General features: G+C 36.9%; 22 protein-coding genes. 3 read left to right on the forward strand and 19 right to left on the reverse strand.

The window, feature by feature from the left end:
* Complete coding sequence (gene ebpA / locus IGK86_RS09950; protein WP_154212976.1) at positions 1-3,465, reverse strand: endocarditis and biofilm-associated pilus tip protein EbpA; 3,465 nt, start codon at positions 3,463-3,465, stop codon at positions 1-3.
* 174 nt (positions 3,466-3,639) lie between these two features.
* Between ebpA and IGK86_RS09955 the strand changes: the two genes are divergently transcribed.
* Positions 3,640-5,061 carry a helix-turn-helix domain-containing protein gene (locus IGK86_RS09955; RefSeq protein WP_016616830.1) on the forward strand — a complete coding sequence of 474 codons (1,422 nt, stop codon included), beginning with the start codon at positions 3,640-3,642 and terminating at the stop codon, positions 5,059-5,061.
* 185 nt (positions 5,062-5,246) lie between these two features.
* Here the strand turns inward: IGK86_RS09955 and IGK86_RS09960 are convergent, their stop codons facing one another.
* From IGK86_RS09960 to IGK86_RS10045, 18 genes are all read right to left on the reverse strand, one after another.
* Entirely contained in the window at positions 5,247-5,642 is a 396-nt protein-coding gene (locus IGK86_RS09960; RefSeq protein ID WP_002358131.1) for a DUF805 domain-containing protein, read from the reverse strand.
* Between the two features lie 70 nt (positions 5,643-5,712).
* On the reverse strand, positions 5,713-6,426 hold the full coding sequence (locus tag IGK86_RS09965; RefSeq protein ID WP_016616831.1) for a DsbA family oxidoreductase: 714 nt from the start codon (positions 6,424-6,426) through the stop codon (positions 5,713-5,715).
* Between the two features lie 139 nt (positions 6,427-6,565).
* Positions 6,566-7,012, reverse strand: coding sequence for a GNAT family N-acetyltransferase (locus IGK86_RS09970; RefSeq protein WP_016616832.1), 447 nt, complete (start codon positions 7,010-7,012; stop codon positions 6,566-6,568).
* 369 nt (positions 7,013-7,381) lie between these two features.
* On the reverse strand, positions 7,382-7,624 hold the full coding sequence (locus IGK86_RS09975; protein WP_002358134.1) for a hypothetical protein: 243 nt from the start codon (positions 7,622-7,624) through the stop codon (positions 7,382-7,384).
* A gap of 69 nt (positions 7,625-7,693) precedes the next feature.
* The gene (locus IGK86_RS09980) at positions 7,694-8,125 is read right to left on the reverse strand and encodes a universal stress protein (RefSeq protein ID WP_002391595.1); all 432 of its coding nucleotides are present in this window, start codon (positions 8,123-8,125) and stop codon (positions 7,694-7,696) included.
* Positions 8,126-8,177: 52 nt separating this feature from the next.
* Positions 8,178-8,483, reverse strand: coding sequence for a hypothetical protein (locus IGK86_RS09985; RefSeq protein ID WP_002358136.1), 306 nt, complete (start codon positions 8,481-8,483; stop codon positions 8,178-8,180).
* A 17-nt stretch (positions 8,484-8,500) separates the two neighbouring features.
* Positions 8,501-8,698 carry a hypothetical protein gene (locus IGK86_RS09990; protein WP_002375234.1) on the reverse strand — a complete coding sequence of 66 codons (198 nt, stop codon included), beginning with the start codon at positions 8,696-8,698 and terminating at the stop codon, positions 8,501-8,503.
* Between the two features lie 71 nt (positions 8,699-8,769).
* Entirely contained in the window at positions 8,770-9,159 is a 390-nt protein-coding gene (locus IGK86_RS09995; protein WP_010775718.1) for a hypothetical protein, read from the reverse strand.
* 4 nt (positions 9,160-9,163) lie between these two features.
* Positions 9,164-10,486, reverse strand: coding sequence for a Y-family DNA polymerase (locus IGK86_RS10000; RefSeq protein WP_002382081.1), 1,323 nt, complete (start codon positions 10,484-10,486; stop codon positions 9,164-9,166).
* Between the two features lie 147 nt (positions 10,487-10,633).
* Positions 10,634-11,788 (reverse strand): multidrug efflux MFS transporter EmeA, encoded by a 1,155-nt coding sequence (gene emeA / locus IGK86_RS10005; protein ID WP_438742404.1) that lies wholly within the window; start codon positions 11,786-11,788, stop codon positions 10,634-10,636.
* Between the two features lie 192 nt (positions 11,789-11,980).
* Positions 11,981-12,421, reverse strand: coding sequence for a GNAT family N-acetyltransferase (locus tag IGK86_RS10010; protein WP_010713541.1), 441 nt, complete (start codon positions 12,419-12,421; stop codon positions 11,981-11,983).
* Positions 12,422-12,469: 48 nt separating this feature from the next.
* Positions 12,470-12,982 (reverse strand): GNAT family N-acetyltransferase, encoded by a 513-nt coding sequence (locus IGK86_RS10015; RefSeq protein ID WP_002384748.1) that lies wholly within the window; start codon positions 12,980-12,982, stop codon positions 12,470-12,472.
* A 66-nt stretch (positions 12,983-13,048) separates the two neighbouring features.
* Positions 13,049-13,348: a hypothetical protein gene (locus IGK86_RS10020; RefSeq protein WP_002393495.1), complete on the reverse strand. Its 300-nt coding sequence runs from the start codon at positions 13,346-13,348 to the stop codon at positions 13,049-13,051.
* 27 nt (positions 13,349-13,375) lie between these two features.
* On the reverse strand, positions 13,376-13,942 hold the full coding sequence (locus IGK86_RS10025; RefSeq protein WP_181042485.1) for a kinase: 567 nt from the start codon (positions 13,940-13,942) through the stop codon (positions 13,376-13,378).
* A gap of 9 nt (positions 13,943-13,951) precedes the next feature.
* On the reverse strand, positions 13,952-14,956 hold the full coding sequence (locus IGK86_RS10030; protein ID WP_002358146.1) for a LacI family DNA-binding transcriptional regulator: 1,005 nt from the start codon (positions 14,954-14,956) through the stop codon (positions 13,952-13,954).
* Positions 14,957-14,962: 6 nt separating this feature from the next.
* Positions 14,963-16,453 carry a UDP-glucose--hexose-1-phosphate uridylyltransferase gene (gene galT / locus IGK86_RS10035; RefSeq protein WP_016617125.1) on the reverse strand — a complete coding sequence of 497 codons (1,491 nt, stop codon included), beginning with the start codon at positions 16,451-16,453 and terminating at the stop codon, positions 14,963-14,965.
* Positions 16,454-16,467: 14 nt separating this feature from the next.
* The gene (gene galE, locus IGK86_RS10040; protein WP_010773940.1) at positions 16,468-17,457 is read right to left on the reverse strand and encodes a UDP-glucose 4-epimerase GalE; all 990 of its coding nucleotides are present in this window, start codon (positions 17,455-17,457) and stop codon (positions 16,468-16,470) included.
* A gap of 15 nt (positions 17,458-17,472) precedes the next feature.
* A complete protein-coding gene (locus tag IGK86_RS10045; protein WP_010775714.1) occupies positions 17,473-18,636 on the reverse strand; it encodes a galactokinase in 1,164 nt (387 codons plus the stop codon).
* 252 nt (positions 18,637-18,888) lie between these two features.
* Here IGK86_RS10045 and galM point away from each other — a divergent pair, with 252 nt between their 5' ends.
* Both galM and IGK86_RS10055 read left to right on the forward strand, forming a co-directional pair.
* Complete coding sequence (gene galM, locus IGK86_RS10050) at positions 18,889-19,893, forward strand: galactose-1-epimerase (protein WP_016617492.1); 1,005 nt, start codon at positions 18,889-18,891, stop codon at positions 19,891-19,893.
* Positions 19,894-20,023: 130 nt separating this feature from the next.
* The gene (locus IGK86_RS10055) at positions 20,024-20,170 is read left to right on the forward strand and encodes a hypothetical protein (RefSeq protein WP_002384758.1); all 147 of its coding nucleotides are present in this window, start codon (positions 20,024-20,026) and stop codon (positions 20,168-20,170) included.
* The last annotated feature ends 43 nt before the right edge of the window (positions 20,171-20,213 follow it).

Raw genomic sequence — 20,213 nt, forward strand, 5'->3', positions numbered from 1 at the left:
TTACACACTCCCTTCTGGTCGTCTAATAAAGAGATAAACACCCGCTATCACGAATGTACTAATCGCTATCAAGTAAAACCACAAGCGTCCTATGCCACCAGTTTCAGGTAAAGGAACCTTTGCTTGGTTAGTAACATCTAAAGTAATTTGATTATTCTTCTCTCCAGAAATTAAAACATCTGCTACTTTTTCCCCATCTATCGTGACTGAACCATCTTCGCGAATTATTAATTCGATTGGTTCTTTTAACCCCTGATATCCTTCTGGCGTAAAGGTTTCTGTTAGGACATATTTCCCTGGTTTTAAGTTTTCAAAAACAAAAGTATCCGTTTCTTTGCCATCTTTTGGTAATTCAATATCCGTATCTGGTCCTGTTAAACGGAATTTCGCTCCTTTAAGTGGCGTCTGATTATCGGCTTTTTTATGAACCGTTAAGTCAAAAGGTTTCAAATGATTTTGATGTGTCAGTGTCCATTCTGGCGCATTTTCTTCAATATTTTTGCCTGCATAGTGAATTTCCCCATATTTATCAACAGTAAATTCATAATTTCCAGCAAGAGTGTCGTATCCTAATGGTCCTGATTGTTCCACTATTCGATACTCACCAGGTTCACTAATTTTAAAATAGCTCAATCCTGCAGTATCTGTTTTTTGAGTTGCCACAGTTTGGTAACTTCCTTGAGCATTTTTTCTTTGCAACGCAAAAGTCGCCTCTGCTAAGTTCACTTGTTTGCCGTTTTGCATGGTGTATTTTCTAATTCTGATTGGCAAAGAAGAAAATTTATTTTCAATTTCCAATGGAATAACTTGATTTGTGGTGGTCACTTCTTGTCCATCGATGCTTACTTTGCCTTGCTCACTCACCTCAATTTGCCAAGTCGTTTTCTTACCTAACTCATGTCCTGCAGGTGCTTTTACTTCAGTTAATGTATAGCGTTCCCCTTTTTGTAGGCGCACATCTTTTGGCAAGGAGTAGCTCCCATCTTTATTGTCCACTAATGTTGTCTGAACATTTTTACCACTCAATTCAAAGACGGCTCCCGCTAAGTTTTTCTCACCTGAGGAAGAATTTTTGATTACTTTTAAATCTAATGGCTTGAACTGCTTCGTGTTTTTCCAAGTAGTATCGTCGATTTTTTCTTGACTGTAACCAGGAACTGCTAATTCACGGGTTGTTTGGTAATTGAAAGCTTGTCCTTGATTATTGTATTGGGGAAGTCCAAGAACTTCTTGATAGCTTTCATCCGCGGTTTTGGAAAGTTGGGTTACATTTTTGCGCTCCCAACTATTGCTGGTATCATTTTCTGGTTTTGATAATTTAATATACCCAGTTTGCCAGTTGGCTGTGTCAGTTACTTGCTTTCTACTAATTTCATAAATCACGTTATCTGGCCGACTTGTTGGGTCTTGATCATACTCTTCCCAGATTTTTTTCACGTTTAACTTCACGCCAGGTGCTTTTCCCGAAGGAACCCCAAAATCAACTTTTTCAGGGGCCGTGGCTAATGGCTGAAACGTTGTCCGACCATTCATTTGATACCAAAAATCAGGTTTGAAGTTTTCTGACTCTGTTTGAATACGTACTTGATAATGAATTTGAATTTCTTGCCCTTTACCCAAATAAATCTCATTACTATTAATTGTAGCGCCTGTTAGCGACACTTCTGGTAATGTTTGAACCTGAACAGGACCCACACTTTTCATTGATAATGTATTTGGCTCGTATTTAAAAGGTTCAGCAATTGGATCAACTACTTTTCCGTTTACAACCGTTCCTGAAATCTGAACGGCTTTTTTCGCTAAATAATCAGAAATGTCTGGTGCATAATCCGCGGATTCATAATAAAGGTCTCCATTTTCATCGGCTGACACCATCTCACGCATTTTATCTTCAACTTGTTGTTTAGATAAATTAGCTCGTGGATCGCTTTGCAATTGAATGCCCAATCCATGTATTTCAATCCCACGTTGTTTTAAGGCCATTGCCTCACCTATCGTGGCGATAAACGTACTGTTAATCCGTTTATTGATATTGTTTTGATCTGGCGCATTATAGCTACCAGAGATATAAGAAGTGCTACCTGGTTGATCTTGTCGATTCGTAAATTGTGTCCCGTAAAAGCGACCATCCGCCTCTGTTTGAACTCGACTCACTTTATAAGAGAAGGTTGGGACGCCATCCGTTAAAAGTACAATGACTTTCTTATGTCCATTTGGCGTTGCTAACATATCACCAGCATCTCTTAATGCTTTTTGAGTGAAAGTTCCTCCTCTAGTGCTACTTGGCGTAATATTTTTAATTGGATTTTTGACTGTATCAAACGGCCCCATTTGAATGGCGTTGTTATTATAACCGTCACTTGAGTAGCCAACATAGCCCATGTTGATGTTATTGGTAATACCGCTATCTGCCAATGTATCAACAAAACGGTTCACTCCTTTTTGAACTTCACCAATCCGATTGTTTTCATTCATACTACCGGACCAGTCAACGACTAAGACCAAATCCAATGGCGTGATTTCTTTCTGAACATTCCCACGCACATTAAGATATACATCAAAAAGCCCTGGTGTTGTTGTTTCTCTAGCATATTTTCGGATGGCATAATCGGCTTGGTCTCCTGTACCGCCATACTCAATATAAGAATTTGTGCGATTAGTAGGGTCCCCATTCCAACTCGTTTGGCCGTCCCATTGTGCACTACCGTCTTTATTCCCTTGATGGTTTAACACATTTTGATTGCCTGTGGGCTGCCAATTAGCTGTCGGATAAGTCCCAGAATTATCCGTCGTGTATTGTGGTGCAATTAAAGGCAGTGCCAGATTCGCTCTCAAAGTAGCTGGCGCCATTCTTGCTTCTGCAAATGGATTGGTTACCTCTTCTGTTGCGGTCGGCTGTTCTGTTTTTTCTGGAGCCGAATCATTTTTGTTAGTTTCTTTCGTATTTTCTGGTACAGTTATTTTTTCTGGTTCAGTTGATTCTTTAGCAGAATCCTCTACTGTTATTTTTTCAGAAGTAACTGAAACATCATATTCGTTGTTTTCATACAATAACTTAGGTGGCTGAGCTGTTTGAAGCGAACTTTGCTCAACAGCTAACGAAAGCTGTACCGGCTTTTTTACTTGTGCGTCCAAAGTCAGATAAAGCGTACCATTAGTCACTTGGTAAGAATATCCGTCTTTTTCAATTACAGCAGTATCCATGAACTGTGCATTTTTCAATTGAATTTCTCGTTGTAATGGCTGCTCTGTTTGGTTGAGAAGATTTAACTCGATATTAATATTCGTTTTATCATTCTCATCTGTTATCATTTGAGCGGATGTAATTTCAACTTCTTTGGCTGTTTCTGCATAGCCAATGAGCGGTATGAAATAGGATGAGACAAGTAAAAAGACTACGCCGAAAACCCCAAATTTCTTTAGTAATTTAATGTCTGTTCTCTCCTTTCTTTTATGAATTAACAGTTAAATTAGAATTGCCTAGCACGTAAAATTTCATTATTCTAATCTGATAATTATTATACAGAGAAGGAGCTCATTAAATCACACCAGCTTTCATACCAAGCGGTTTCATTTCTGAAATTGCGTTATTGTTTCGATGATTGTTTCATTAAAGTAAAGGACTTGGGAGGAAACAATATGATTAGGTTTTTAGAAAAAAATTATCGGAAAATGGAAGAAATCATTCGTGTCTTATCCATTTCTGATAAATGGATGACTAAAAAAGAACTTGCAAAATATATTGGTAGTTCTGAGTCTACTTTTATTCGTTATATTGAGGAGATTAAACAGCGTTGGGGCGAAAGTTTAACCATTAAAACATCGCATAAATTAGGCTATCGTTTAGAAAACTTTAATGTGTCCTTATATTTAAACGTACTGACGGATATGGCAAAAACGTCAACGACCACCCAATTGCTCCATGAATTTATCCAAAATCCTGGCAAAACCATCGAATATTATTGCGATACCATCAATATTAGTCGCTCTTCTTTTGCTCGAAAATTGAAGCAGTGTAATCAGGTCTTGGAAACTTACTCTCTTCGCGTTATCGTTGATCAAGGCTATCAATTAACTAGCCAAACAGAAGAATTGCCTTTACGTATTTTTACAACCTTTTTCTTTTTAATGTATTATGGTCATTATGAATTGCCTTATCAATTAGATAAGCAGGAAATCAAACAATTAATGCGCCGTAATCAATGCCAATTAAATATTATTAGTATGGATAACAGTTATGAACACGATTTCTTTATTATGTATTTTATTGTTGATTTATTAAGAGAACATCAAGGATTTCAACAACGTTTCCAGAAAAAAACAGATAAAAAGAGTCCTATCAAAATGGAAGATTATCTTTTACTCAGTCGTCATTTTACTGGGCTCAGCCGTGAAACCTATCGGGAAGTTCTCCGATATTTTCAAAGAGGCGCTTTTCAGCAATACTACTCCGAAGACCAAGAAGTCATCAGTCAAAGAATACGTGAAAATTTAAAATTTAATGCTTTTTCACAGATTGAACAATTAACAGAAGAAGTCGTCGACTTCGCTGTTCACTTGTTAACCTGTCTTTATTTGTTTTCTCAATTAGTGCCTTTTGACACCTCCGAATTGACACAAAGGGCCACCTTTTTCACTCGACAAATTCATTTTACTCAGCTTCACTTATATGCACGATTAAAAGCAGAATTGCATTTTTTTTCCGCTCTTTTAGAAACAAATCTATTAAACTATTCATCTTCTTATATTTTTTGGTTGCTTAATACTTTTCCAGAAATTAACCAGAGTTTCGACTCAAAAAAGATTTTGATTATTAGCGACATGGGCCTGAATCATAGTCAATATATTGGAAACTATGTCCACGATATTTTAGCTTTGCATCGGATTCGTTCAAATACGTTAGCAATTACGGAAGAACAATTAGGTGACCATCAACTTGAAGAATTTGATTTGATTATTACCAATCAACCAATTATTGAAACCAGTGTTCCAAGTATTTTAATTAATGATGCTATCTTATTTTCTAACAAAAGAGAATTGCTCGATTTATTAAACTTTTAACGTCTTAATGGTTTTCCCTATCTACCAAAAAGATAGCCCTTTTATCAAGAACCACGTAATGTGAGGTGCCATCATACAGAAGATATTTTTATTTTTCTGAAATCAAAAAGAAAATAGGACATAAGTCATTTCGACTTATGTCCTATTTTCACTCTTAAGATAATCAGCTAAACGAAACCAGCAAATTAAATTTCTGATTGATTCACTGGCCATCTTGTGTGACTTTTACTTGGCAAAATTAATGTAATGAAGATCACTAAAGTACCGATAAAAGGAAGTAAATAGAATAAAATCCACCAGTTACTGTGGTCGCGATCATGCAATCTTCTTGCTCGAACAGTAAAGTTTGCCAACCAAATTAAAGCAGTCAGCAAGAAAAAGATAATGGTCACAGTATTCCATTCTTTAATGATTGTTCCATCATTGGGTGTTACTTCAATATATCTGTAAACGCCCGTAATTGCTGAATAAATCCCTAACACCAAATAATTAATTAATTGTGGCCACCAATATTGTGCTCGTGTTGCTGACGCATTCATTGTTGTAATATTATTCCAGTATTCTCTATACGCGTTAAACATATTATCACCCCCGCATTAACTATTACAGAAGTCTTTCGTTTTGTCAAAGAATAACGTTATTTTATGCCGCTTAATGACACGTCCATGTGCCTTCCTTAAACTCACACGAAGCTGACTTTTCAGAAGAAGGAGTTAATGAAACTAACGGTTGCTGTTGTTTTTCTTCTGCGAGAATTTTTTGAATAGTTTGGCTGATTTGTTGTTTCGGTACTGCACCATTAATTAAATATTTTTGATTAATGATTAGTGCGGGAACTCCTTGTAAACCATAAGCAGAAGCTAGCGCAAAATCTTCTTGAACCGCCGTCCAAACAGCCTCGGAAGCAACAGCTTCTTTCCATAAAGCAAAATCAATCGTTGTCTCTTTTACTAGCTCCTCAATTACTTCTGGCTCTTCAATATTTAAACTTCTCATAAATAAACCTTCTTGTAACTTATCAAACAGTACCCAATAAGTGTCTTGGTTGCCAATGTATCCAGCTGCTTTTGCTGCTAATAATGCATTCTTTGATGTTGGAAAATCAAATTGTTGCTTCCTCATCCCTTCAATATTAAAACGATGCTTTGAATCGTTTTGATTGGCATGCACCCAATGCGTCAAAACTTCTTCTTTTACTGCTGCTCGTGAGCCAAACATTGTTTCAAAATCGTTTGCGGACCATCCCAACGCAAACGACCGATGGATCAATTCAATTTCAGGAAATTCTTGTTGAATCTCATGCATGCGGTCAGACATTGGAAAACAAAAACTACAAATAACATCATGGAAAAATTCTATTTTCATCCTTACCCTCCAGTAACTCTTTTTTCAAAACAGATTGAACTAAATTTACCATTTTACTTACTAAAAGTAAACAAATGAAGCCAATTAAAAGAAAAAGGTGAAACAAAATGCGCTGTGGCTTTTGTCTCACCTGTTCTATCTACTTATTCTGATGTGTCCATTCCATTACCCGCTCACCATTCGTATCTAATTCACCATTAAATACAAAACCAAGTTGTTGATACAACCGAATTGCTGAGCTGTTCGTATCATAAACACTCAAGTATAGCTTGTTTGTTTGGTATTTTTCTATTAGCATTAACATTAAAAGTCGACAGGATGCTTTCCCATAACCTTGTCCTTGGAACCGTTGATCAATTAAAAAGCGGTCTAGCCAAACGCGCCCATCTTGCCAACGTCCATACATGGCATAGCCGATTAATTGATTGCCGTCATAAATACCTGCCGATTCCCATTCTGGAAATTGGTCCGATTCTTTTAGATTTTCTGCCATTGATTCAATGAAGGTTTGTTGTTCAGCGAAAACTTGTAGGTTTTCCACTGCTTTACGATTATCGCTTGTTACTTTTTCAAAATGTATTTCCATTGTTTTCACCTAATTAGTTGTTATTTTCTGCATACTTGTATTCTTTCTTGCTTCTTATTTTAACATACTTATTTCCCTTTGCTTTCTCTAACTCTCTGTGATTATACGTTTCTCTTTTTTATGGGAAATCTTCCCTATAAATGGAGACTCTTTTCAAGAGATTTCTTTTTACACTACCCGTTTCAAATGATATAAATGATATATAGAGTGTTTTAACTATGTGCAACATGATTAAAAGTTAACTGTTGGGGAGCAGTTAACTTTTTCTTTTTAACCACAAAAGAGAGGATCCGCTGTGAGAAATAACTGCAGTGGATGCTCCCTTTTGTATATTATTTATTTACTAGCCGATAGTTGAAAGCTTTCCCGTTACTCAGTAGTATCGATTTTGTCTTCTTGACTATCTAAAGAACGGTCAACTTTTTCGTCGTAACTTTCCATGGAATTTTCATTTTTATGTTTCTGCTTATCGACCGTTTTATCGACTTTTTCTTTCTGTCGATCAATTGTTTTTTCCATCTCTTCGCCAGCCGAGGTACAACCACTCAGTAAAAGGAAACTTGTGAATAAAAACGCTGACAAGATAACTGTTTTTCCGATTTTTGTTTTCATAAACTCACCTCTCGTTTAATTTAAAAAACGTCCCGATAAAACATTGTTTCCTTGATTAATTACTCACAATTAGCGAACGACTAAGACATTGCACAAAGCATGGTTAACCACATAATCTGTAGTAGAACCAATCAAGGTTCGTTGAATAGCACCTCTTCCCGTGGCACCTAGCACAATTAAATCTATGGCATAATTTTCAGAAATCGTGTTGGCAAGATAACGTTTTGGGCTCCCAAGCTCAACAATTTTTTTGACTGTTTTTACACCAATTTCACTCGCTTGTTTTGCCTTTTCAGTGAGCATCTCTTCTGACTTGTGTTTTTCTAAATCATACAATTCTTCAAAAGAAAATGGACTCGTCGTAAATTCAGCATCATTAATAATTGTAGCTAAATAAAGAGTAGCTTGTTCCTCTTTGGCAATCCTGACAGCTTCATGAAAAGCTTTTTCAGATTGATCTGAGCCATCAAGAGCAACCAAAATATGTTGATATACTGACATTTTATCCGCCTCCTTAACCAAATTAAGAATCAAAACTAACACAACAGCTGTGTTACATTTTAGTGGCTATCTGTTGTAATTTTTCCACGGTTAATGCTTGATAATTTGTTTCTTCAAGTAGTCCTGTTTGAATTTCAACAGAAACATCTTCCGTACATGTTTCTAAAAACATTGTGGCATAATCAAACTGTTGCTCTAAGAATGTTTCATACTCCAGTCGACAACGTAAAAATTCTTTCGCGGTATCTGAAACATGTAAACACATGCGGCGCTTATTCGCTTTCTTGGTTATCACAAAATAGGTTCCTTCTAAAATCGTGGTAATCTCTTCAATAATATACGCTGCATCTTTTACCATTCCGTCAATCCAGTCCTTTATTTGTTTTCAGTATCGTTGCTTTTTTCTTTGTCGTCACTTAACAGCTCTTTAATTTTTTCACGATTGTCGTATAACTTTTTTCCTACGCCCACTAAGGCACCACCAGCCAATAACTTTGTTAAAAAGCCGCCACTTGCGTTTGTTTTTTTGCCATGGTGTCCTTTTAAATGATGTCCCATCCTAGCCACCTCCATAATTTTTATTTCTATTACCTATGAACATTATCTCATATGTTTTCACAAAACGCACGTATAACAATAGTTTTTTAATCAAGGCTCGACCACTTTGTAAACTCATGACTTTTAATATGACGAATATCTTCAAATAAAATATGTGTATTTCCAACTTTTGCATACTCCATTGAACTCATCCCTTCAAAAACACCAACAATTGGCGGTTGAACACGGCCAAAATCATCCAAAGTATTCAATTGGATTTCTAAAACCTGGTTATTTTTTAAAGACTGCTCTAAGTATTCTTCAATTTCTTCTGTTGTCTGTTGCGGTAAGCGTTCAAACGCTCTCTTAGAATATTCGTCAGAAGCTTCGATTCCTTCTTGTAACTCCCCCAATGCAAAAGCGGTCGCCCATTTCAATTCAAAGGGCCGATCATGGTACTCATTATAAGGTGTAAATTCTTTTTTTGTTCGTTTCATGATGTTATCCTCCTAAACCGACATTTCCTCCAGCATGTCCACCGACTAATCCTGAACGATGAATTGCCGTCGCGCCTTCCAACAAAGAAGAGGCGTGGATTAAAGCTTGAAAGCCAAATTTTTGTCGGATTTTATCAATCAGATAGTTTAACTCCATTTCACTAATTTGCTCTTCTGGTTCCGAAAATAAATCTAATTGTAAAGATTCATTCCAAACTAATTTCCCATAAGAAAGCCCTAATTGCCGGACATCGGTTCCCGCTAGATAATGTTCTCTAAAAAGGGCTAATACATAGGTAATCAAAACTTTTGTATTGTTTGTTGCAGGAATCGTTTGTTGTTTTCGCCAACCAGTTCGTCCTTCACGGTCAATTTGTCCTTTGGAATAACCAACGTAGACTGTGATACATTCCGTTTGACAATGCGCTTTTCTTAAACGAGCAGCCACTTGTTCTGTCAGTTCCTTTAAGACTAGTTCAATCTGATCTCTTCGCGCATAATCTCTCGGTAAAATCTGACTATTCCCAAATGATTTTTCAGCTTTATGTTGCGCTTTTTTCCCTAAAAAGGTACGATCAATCCCCCATGAATGAGCATACAATTGAAGCCCCATCACGCCAAATGTTTCTTGTAAAAGATGCGGATTCGCTTGCGCTAACTCATATACAGAATCAATTCCTAAACGATTCAGTCGTTTAGCCATTCTGCGACCAATCCCACAAAAATCTGTCAAAGAAGGCAACTGCCAGACAGTATCTGGTACACGATCATACCGCCATTCTGCAATAAAATCTGGCGAATGTTTGGCGCCATTGTCCAACGCCAATTTAGCCAGTAACGGATTGTCCCCTATCCCAACGGTCACATAAATACCCACATGATTATAAACGACTCTTTGGATAATCCGAGCCATTTTATAGGCAGTTTCACAATGAAAATAACTTAAAGAAGCCGTTACATCAAGAAATGATTCATCTACACTAAACACAGAGTGATCTTCATCTGCGACAAACTTTTTATATAAATTATTAATTTCTTGATTTTTTTTCATGTACAAATTCATTCGTGGCGGAACCACATATAAATCAGGATGAGCGGGCACTTGATTTTTACGCGTAACATTTGAAACACCTAAAACTTTTTTTGCCATTGGCGATGCTGATAAAACTAATCCCCCCGCATTTTCGGCATTACTCATCACTACCAACATCGTTTTCAACGGATCTAACCCACGTTCTGCGCATTCTACACTAGCGTAAAAACTTTTGCAATCAATACAAAGAATATCGCGACTAGGTTCTTTTTCATAATCAAATTTCACAAACATCACCTCACTTGCAAAATCATTATACGAACAAACGTTCGATTAATCAAGCGAACACTGTTTATTTTTTTGTTTTTTTCAAGAACGGTCGGTGATCAAAAAAAAAATAAGTATTCGGAATTTTTATATTCCAAATACTTATTTTTTCTTTTACATCTTATTTCGATTTAAAAATAACGATAAAAAGCCCGTTCCTAACAGAATTACTGCTGAAACATAATAAGGGAAAAAGTGATTGATATCAAATAAAGCTCCTGCTGCCATTGGTCCTAAAATATTACCAAAACTTGTAAATGTCGAATTTAGTCCGTTGATGGTTCCTTGTTGATCTCCAGCATGTTTGGATAAATAAGTAGTTACTGCTGGTCTAAACAAGTCAAACGCTAAAAAGACAATAAACGTTGAAAATACAACAACTAAATTATTTTTTGTAAAGGCAATCACGGCAATAAAAATGGCACTTGCAAAAAAGGTTAATTGGATTAAACCCATTTCACCTATTTTTTGGACAATTGCATCAAAGAAAAACAACTGACAAATCAACGCTAAAATACCACTAACCGTAATCACGATTGCTATTTCACTTGTGGTAAAGCCAAAATTAATGGTCGCCATAATACTATAAATAGATTCGAACGCTTGCAGGCCAAAAGAGGAAATTAAGATAATCACAAATAATGAGGTAAACATTGGATTTCTTAAAATATCCATAAATGAACCTTTTTTCGCTTCAACAGCGGCTAAAATTCGTTTCTCTGGCTCCTTCAAAACAGTTAATGTCAAAATAAAACCAATAAACGCTAAAAATGCGGCTGCAAAAAACGGGGCGCGAATACCTAAATAAGCAATAAAACCACCAACTCCTGGTCCGATAATAAAACCACCACTAATTGCAGCTGACACAAGTCCCATCGCTTTCGGACGTTCAGAAATCGTGGTCATATCTGCCACAAAGGCTGTCACTGACGGCATTAATAAAGCGGCGGCAATCCCACCTAAACCACGAGAAATATAAAAACCGCTTTTCGCTTGGGCTAAACCAAATAATAACTCAGAAATTGAAAACACCAACATACCCGTCGCAATCATTTTTTTCCGACCAATTTTATCCGAAAGGACACCTGCGATTGGCGATGTGATTAATTGGGTAATCGCAAAAATAGAAATCATCATTCCCATTGTGGTACCAGAAAAATGCATTTCTTCTTTTAATTGGGGAATTACGGGAATGACTAGGCCTACGCCTAGAAAAACAAGAAATAAGTTAGAAATTGCTAAGTACATCATACTATTTTTTTTCGTCATAATTTGCCTCCTCCATAAAAAAACAGCCATCAAAAATGGCTATTTCTGTTTCTTTGTATGTACTTTCTTTGACAGTGTTTCGGCTGAAACACTCGTTGAGTCATTGAGATACATTTTACACTAATTCGCTGAAAATTTCACTAGTTTTTACTTATTTTTTTAAAGGAAATTGTTATTTTTTAAAGACATAACTTAAGTATCCAAGTATTTAATGAATCGCTTTTGTTTTTTATCAGAAATATAGCCAATGTGTTCATAAAATTGATGTGCTGCTGTACGCTGTTCCCCTGAATTTAAGCGAATCGCAGACAAGTTACACTTTTTAGCTTCCGTTTCTAGTTTCGTCATTAATTGTTTGCCAATTCCACGGCCTTCTGCTTCTTTTGCCACTGCTAATCCCAGAACGTTCAATAACGTTTGGGAATAAATTGTTTCATACAGTTGCGCATGCACATAGCCTAAAATCTTGCCTGTCTTCGTTTCTTCATAAACATATAAAAACTCTCTGTCACTGGCTAGTAGTAATTTCTCAATCTGTTTACAGGTCACGTCAACGGGAACTTCATAGCCCAATTGTTCTTTATTAATGATAGTTAACGCCGTTGCATCTGTTGGCTTCATTTTTCTAATCAAGGGTAACAACCTCCTAAATGATATTTATAGAGTATTACTTTGGCTACTCTATAGTTTTTTCGATAAATAAAGAACTAACTCATCATCATTAACACACCGTTCGTTTGGTTTCAGCTGCTTATTTTGAAACCAGACTCCTGAACCATCTGGCACATATCCCTGTTTGATATATAATCTTTGCGCTGCACCATAACCAGGATGCAAGCCTACTCCCAAAGAAACAGTATCTGCATAACTTTTGGCAACATTTTCTGCACGATTTAATAATAACCGCCCCACTCCTTGTTTTTGAAATGGCAAGAATACATTGAAATCAGCTATTTCAGGATATAAATTTTTAAAAGGTCCTTCCTTAGCTAATGGCAGTAACGTCACATAACCTAACAGCGTTGCCTTTTTCTCCGCTACAAAAACCGTTCGTTGCTTGACTAATTGTTCTTCTAAATAGTTCATTAAAATCTCTTGGCGACTTGGCCAACCTTGTTGGACAAATTGAGTATCCAGCGCTAAGATATCTTTCTCTTGCATTTCTCTAATAACCACGAGCTCAGACATTAGCATTTCCTCCCGAAAAGCGTTTTCATTTTATAAAACGAAGCGAATAATTCTTCGCTCCCTTATTCATTTTCAAAAACCATCGAGTTGATGATATTTGGGCAAAACAGCAACACATGTTTTTTCTGAATTAACAGCAATAACGAACCCTTGCCATAAGGACCACGTCACCGTTTCACCTAATTTCTCTTTCACTCGTTGAATCATTTCAGCTTGCGTTAAGTCTCGTGCAGGAAAATGTTGAACTTTATCGTTACTGATTAAAAAAATAAATGATTCTGAAAAAGCTGTCATGACTTCAGGTGGTAAATTTTTTAATCGTTCTTGATAATCCATTGAAACCACTCCTTCTTTTTTATCATACCACAACATCCATTTCTCTAAAAAGCGCAGCACTTACTACTGAATATCTGCTAAAATTTGCCTGATAATCTGCTTTTCAGACAGTTGTTCAGATAACCGCTGTTCTCCCGCAAGCCCTAAATAATCTTCTGGTAGCCACCAACGTTTCATTTCCACGACACCAAATTCTTGATTCTTGTTTCTCTGGCTATGTCTTTTCAACGTTTCTTCAAAAGAAAGATCAAAATAATAAACCTGAACGTTTCCTTCAAAGAGATGATTCATTTCCTGAAAAAAGGAATGATAAATAGCTTTTTGAAAAATCCCTTCAACAATCACATACTGGCATTCTTGATACCCAAAAGCTACCAACTGTTTTAACAAAGCAATACTTAGATTACCTGTTTCATCTTTAACACGAAGCATTTCTCTGCGCACCACATCTTGAGAAATCAATAACGATTGTTCTTTAAGACACTGATGAAGCGCGTTAGCTATCGTTGTTTTACCACTACCAGAATTACCACGTAAAATAATTAATTTCGGTTGCATCTGTTTCCCTCCATTTTCTTGATTGTTGAAAACCAGCACAAAAGAGCAAAAAACTTGGAAAAAACTCTCCAAGTTTTGCTGTTATTTTGATGAATGTTTCGTTGAATCTCGCTGAATGAATTCCGTTCCGACAATAATTTTTCTAGGAACTGGGGGGGTATTCAAGCATAACTCTTTCATTGTCTCAACGGCTAGCTCACCCATCCATTCAGTATGAACTTTAACTGTTGTTAATGTTGGTGAAACATATTTTGCGACACTAATATCATTAAAACCAATGATAGAAATATCTTCTGGCACACGAATGGCTGCTTCTTGTAACGCCCGCATTGCACCAATCGCCAATGTATCACTTGCAGCGAAAAAAGCGGTTGGACGAGTGTCCGCTTCTTCAATAAAGTCTTTCATCGCTTGATAGCCTTCTTCAACAGAAAAAGCTGCTTCGACAACCCATTCTTGATGATAAAGGTCCAGATCTTTTAAGGTTTCTTTAAAAGCGACAAAACGTGGATCAACCAATGCCACGTGGGACTCTTTCGTATATTCTTGCCCAGAAAGCATACCAATTTTCTGATGCCCTTGCGCCAAAAATTCTTGCACAATTGTTTTAACACTTCCAGCAAAATCAACAACAATGGAGTTTTGGCCAAAAGCCATTGCATCAAAGTCTACAAATAGAAGAGGTGCGCCTAAGGCGGCTAAGGCCGCCACTTGCTTTTCATCAAATTTTCCTAGGGCAATTGTCCCATCAAATCTTTTTTGAGACAGGTTTGTCAGAGATTCTTTGACTAAAAGAAAACCCAATTCCTCTGCCCGCTTTTCAACACCTAAACGAATCGATAAATAGTAAATATCATCCAGTTCTTCTGGATCGCTGAACCATTGGACAAACCGAATTTTCTTTTTGCCTGCTTGTTTTTTTCTGGCTCGCTTTTTATAATTTAACGTTTCTGCTGTTTCAAATATTTTCTTCTTCGTTTCATCACTAACTGATAATGTTTCATCATAGTTCAAAACTCTCGAAACTGTCGCTGAAGAAACACCGACTTGCTCTGCTATATCTTTAATGGTTACGATGTTCCTCACCTCAAACTAATCATTTTCTATACATTGAATAAATCGTTCAAAAGCACGACGGCCTTCTTCATCACGTTTAAAGACGCCGGCATCTGTTAAAATTTGAACAAAAATTGTCCCAATTCCTTGTTGGATCACTTCTTTGACATTGGCTTCAGTGATGGTTTGCTGACTGAGTTCATCCGCCCAAGCTCGATGACTTTCAGCAATTTGATTGGGTTGCTTTAATAAATACTTTTCGACTTCTTTTAATTCTTGTGCCAGCCTTGGTGGCAAAATAGCTAGTCCCATTACTTCAATTAAGCCAATATTTTCTTGCTTAATATGTTGTACTTCTGGATGTGGATGAAAAATGCCATCTGGAAATTCCTCCGAAACATTATTATCTCGTAAAACTAAATCCAATTCAAATAATGACCCTTTGCGTCGAGCAATTGGCGTAATCGTATGATGCGGTGTACCATCTTCTGAATAGGCCCGAACTGAGACTCGTTCATCAGAATAATTGCGCCATTTGGTCAAAATTAATTCGGCCGCCTCAACTAGTTCCTCTTGACGATCACTTTGAAGACGAATCACAGACATCGGCCATTTTAAAATACCCGCAGTTATCTCAGGATATTTTTTCAAAGAAAATCTTTTTTCCATTGGTGCTAAATCCATTGGAAATGTATGACGTCCTGCTTGGTAATGATCATGAGATAAAATAGAACCACCAACAATTGGCAAATCTGCATTAGAGCCCACAAAATATTCAGGGAATAACTCCGTAATTTTAAGGAGCCGCTGGAACGTTTTTTTCTCTATTTTCATTTCTCGATGTTGTTGGTCCAAGAAAATCGCATGCTCATTATAGTAAGCATATGGCGAATATTGAAAGCCCCAAGCTTCGTCCTCTAAATTTAGTCGGATAATCCGATGGTTTGTCCGTGCTGGATAATTTACACGGCCATAATAGCCTTCATTCTCCATACATAACATACACGCTGGATATTTTTTTTGACTCATTTTCTTTTCAGCCAAAATTTTTCGAGCATTCTTTTCTGGCTTCGATAAGTTAATGGTAATTTCTAGTTTACCATAGGGTGAGTCCATTGGGAAAATAATATTTTTGGCGATTGCTTTCGTTTTAATGTAGTTATTCGTTTTACATAACTGATAAAAATAATCCGTTGCTTTTCGTGGAGACTCTTGATAATAATCCATAAACTTCCGATTAATGATGGTTGGGGTCGGCGTAATAAAATCCATTAACTCTGCTTCTAGTTGTTCTGCTTCCGTAATTGAGTCATCGATTTGGTGATTGGCTTGTGCAATGTTTAAAAGATGTTCCACCACACGCAACGGTTCTTGCTCACAAGCAACCGCTTCTGGTTGTTCAAAAAAATCACAGCCAACTAGTTTGGCAATCCGATTCGTCAAATAATAGCGGTCTGTTTCCGTCCAATCGCCATTTTCTATGATTATCTCTACAAATGCAGCAATCCATTTACTACTTTCTTTCATCATCTGATGTTCTCCTATTCATTATAGCCTTGAGGATGTTTCACATGCCATTGCCAAGCGGTGGCGATAATGTCCTTGACCTCAGTTACTTCTGGTTGCCAGCCTAAAACTCGTTTGGCTTTTTCACTAGAAGCAATTAACGTACTAGGATCCCCTGCTCGGCGTGGCGCGATTGTCGCAGGAATTTCTTGACCTGTCACTTCGCGTGCAGCATCTAACATTTCTTTAACAGAATAGCCGTTGTTGCTACCCAGGTTAAAGACGTCACTTTCGCCGCCATTTTTCAAGTATTCTAAAGCCAAAATATGTGCTGCAATCAAGTCTTCAATATAAACATAATCTCGAATGCACGTGCCATCTGGTGTATCATAATCATCCCCAAAAATACTTAGCTCTGCTCGTTGGCCTAATGCCACTTGTAAAATAATTGGTACAATATGCGTTTCTGGCGTGTGATCCTCACCAATTGAGGCATCTTTTTTTGCTCCTGCAACATTAAAATAACGCAAAGCAACATATTTCATTCCATAAGCGTTGTCGCACCATTTCATGATTTTTTCCATCATTAATTTACTTTCCCCATACGGATTTTTAGGATTCGTTGGGGTTTCTTCTGTAATAGGCATTGCTTTTGGTTCGCCATAAGTGGCCGCTGTGGAAGAAAAAACAATATGTTTCACTCCGAATTCTTGCATGACTTCCAAGGCAATTTGAGTGCCGTGAACATTGTTATTGAAATACATTAACGGTTTCTCCACGGATTCTCCTACTAAAGAATTGGCCGCAAAGTGCAACACCCCTTCAATTGATTCCTTTTCAAAGACACTACGTAAAAAAGCTTTATCACGAATATCGCCTTCATAGAAAGTCGCTTGTTCATGAACTGCTGAACGATGCCCCGTTAATAAATTATCAACAACAATAACGGCATATCCTTTTGAAATTAATTGATCGACGGCATGTGAGCCAATGTAGCCTGCGCCACCTAATACTAAAATAGACATTTAAAGCCTTCCTTTCTAAAATAACTTTCTGGCACCATCATCAATTGATGCAGGATAAAAATCAGCAGCATAGCCAATTTTATCTTGATAACTCTGGCCAACAGCTTCAATAAATGCATCTATATTTTGCTTTGGTACCAAAGCAATACTACAACCGCCAAACCCTGCACCAGTCATCCGTGCGCCCAAAACGCCTGGTTGTTCTTGCGCACAAGCCACTAAGGTATCCAACTCAATACCGGTTACTTCGTAATCTTCTTTTAGCGAACGATGTGAGGCATTTAATAATAAGCCAAATTCTTCCAAATCCCCTTCAGTTAGCGCTTGTTTTGCCAATAAAGTTCGTTCATTTTCTGTGACGGCATGACGCGCTCGTTTAATCAACGTTGGATCTCCAATCAATGCTTGATATTGGTCAAATGTCTCGCTGTCTAATTCACCTAAAAATTCAATAGATAACTCTTTTTGAAGCAAACGAACGGCTTCTTCGCATTCTGCACGACGTTCATTATATTTTGAATCTGCTAATTCACGGCGTTTGTTAGTATTCATAATGACAATCGTATACTCACCTAATTTGGCGGGAACCATTTCATAGTGCATATTATTGGTATCTAGTAGAATAGCTTGATCTTTTTCTCCCATTCCTACGGCAAATTGGTCCATAATTCCCGAATTAACGCCAATAAATTCATTCTCCACTTTTTTACCGATTTGCACCAACTCAAGCATTGGACAGTGTAAAGCATATAAATCATTACAGATCGTCCCCATTAAAAGTTCAATAGAAGCAGAAGAAGACAAGCCAGCACCATTAGGAATCGTACCGTAGAAGAGCACATCTAAGCCAGAATCAATATTGTGTCCGCTTTCAATCAAGTAATTTAAAACGCCTTTCGGATAATTTGCCCAATCATCTGAATCTGAATAGGTTAAATCTTCTAATGAAAATTCGATGAGACCAACCTCTTTAAAATTATCAGAAAACATTCGAATTTTTTGGTCGTCTCTTTTTCTTGCCACACCAAATGTCCCTAAAGTAATAGCCGCTGGGAAAACATGACCGCCATTGTAATCTGTATGTTCACCAATCAAATTAATTCTTCCAGGGGCAAAATAACAGGCTGTCCCTTTCTCACCAAATATTTCTACAAATCGATTCATTAACAGTTCTTCCATCACTAATCGCTCCTTTCACTAGTAAACAAATTGTATAATATTTACTAAACTTTTGCAAATATTTACTTAACATTTTCTTGATTGTCATTTTGATTGAAAACGTGTACAATACAATTAAATAAAGATTTATTTTCTTAGCGTTTCTTTTTGACTATTTAAATAATCTAAACAACAAAGTTAAATTTACTAAATATTTACTTAAAGGAAGGATTGATTATTTTGACTATTTCAACTGAATCATTTGGACAAGGAATGCTTCTTTACACACTGACGAATAAAAATGGTGTGACTTTAAAAGCAACAGATTTTGGTGCGCGAATTGTTGCGCTCGACGTTCCTCTTACAAAAAATGAATCCCGATCACTCGTGCTAGGCTTTCCCTCAGCAGATGAATATTTGTCTAAAGACTTATATTTTGGTGCAACAATTGGTCGAACAGCTGGCCGAATTGCCGATGGCTCCTTTGAACTAGCGGGTAAAACGTATCAAACGATGATTAATACTCCTACTCAAACAACACTTCACGGTGGCACACCTGGGTTTGAAAGTAAAAAATGGCACAGCGAAATCCAAGAGGCACAAGCGAATCCTTCTGTGAAATTTTGGCTAGAGAGTCCTGCTGGTGAAAATGGTTTTCCTGGAAATCTCACTGTTTCAGTCACGTATACATTGACTGAAGAAAATGAATGGCAAATTGAGTATCAGGCAACTACAGATGAACAAACACTTTTTAATCCAACCAATCATGTCTACTTTAATTTAACTGGAAATCCTGCAATCCCCATTGATGCGCATGAGTTACAAATAAATGCCCAAAAGTTTGTCCCGCTTGATGAAAGAGTTTTACCGCTTGGAGAATTAGCTTCCGTCGACCAGACAGCTTTTGATTTACAAAAACCTAAAAAATTAGCTGAGGTTTTTTCAAGTAACGATGAACAAATCCAAAAGATGAACGGCTTCGATCACCCTTTCATCTTAACCAATCATGATTTAATTAACCCAGATGTTATCTTAAAAAGTCCTACTAAAGATATCACCTTAGAAATGTTCACTGATCAACCTTCAGTTGTTATTTTTTCAGCAAATTTTGCTGATAACGGTCCCGATATTCAAGGGCAAAAATTAGTCAATCACGGAGCGCTCACATTTGAAACCCAAGTCTGTCCTGGTGCTGAAAGATTTCCGTTGTTCGGTTCTATCACCCTCTCACCTGAACAGGAATTTCACTCAACGACCCGTTTCAAACTAATTTATTAAGTGAAATGGTGCTCTTAACCAAACTTATCTTCGAACTAAAAAAGATAAGAATGGTTAAGAGCACTTCTATTATTTGACATTTTTAATCGCTCCATTTACACTATTTTCAATTAGAAAGGCGGTGATGTCTATGTATGCAATCAAATTTTTTCATGGCTATTTAACTGCAGATGGTAAACGTACGCGAGATAAATCAGGTTGTTTAGTTTACCACTCTGAAAAAGAAGCACAAAAATTAGCAGATAAAATTGGCGGGAGAGTTAAAAAAATTGGATAACCTTAGGTAAAGGATAGATAAGCAAGGCTATTTTGCTATCTGT

The sequence above is a fragment of the Enterococcus sp. DIV1206 genome, assembly GCF_051712485.1.
GTDB classification, from domain to species: Bacteria; Bacillota; Bacilli; order Lactobacillales; family Enterococcaceae; genus Enterococcus; species Enterococcus faecalis.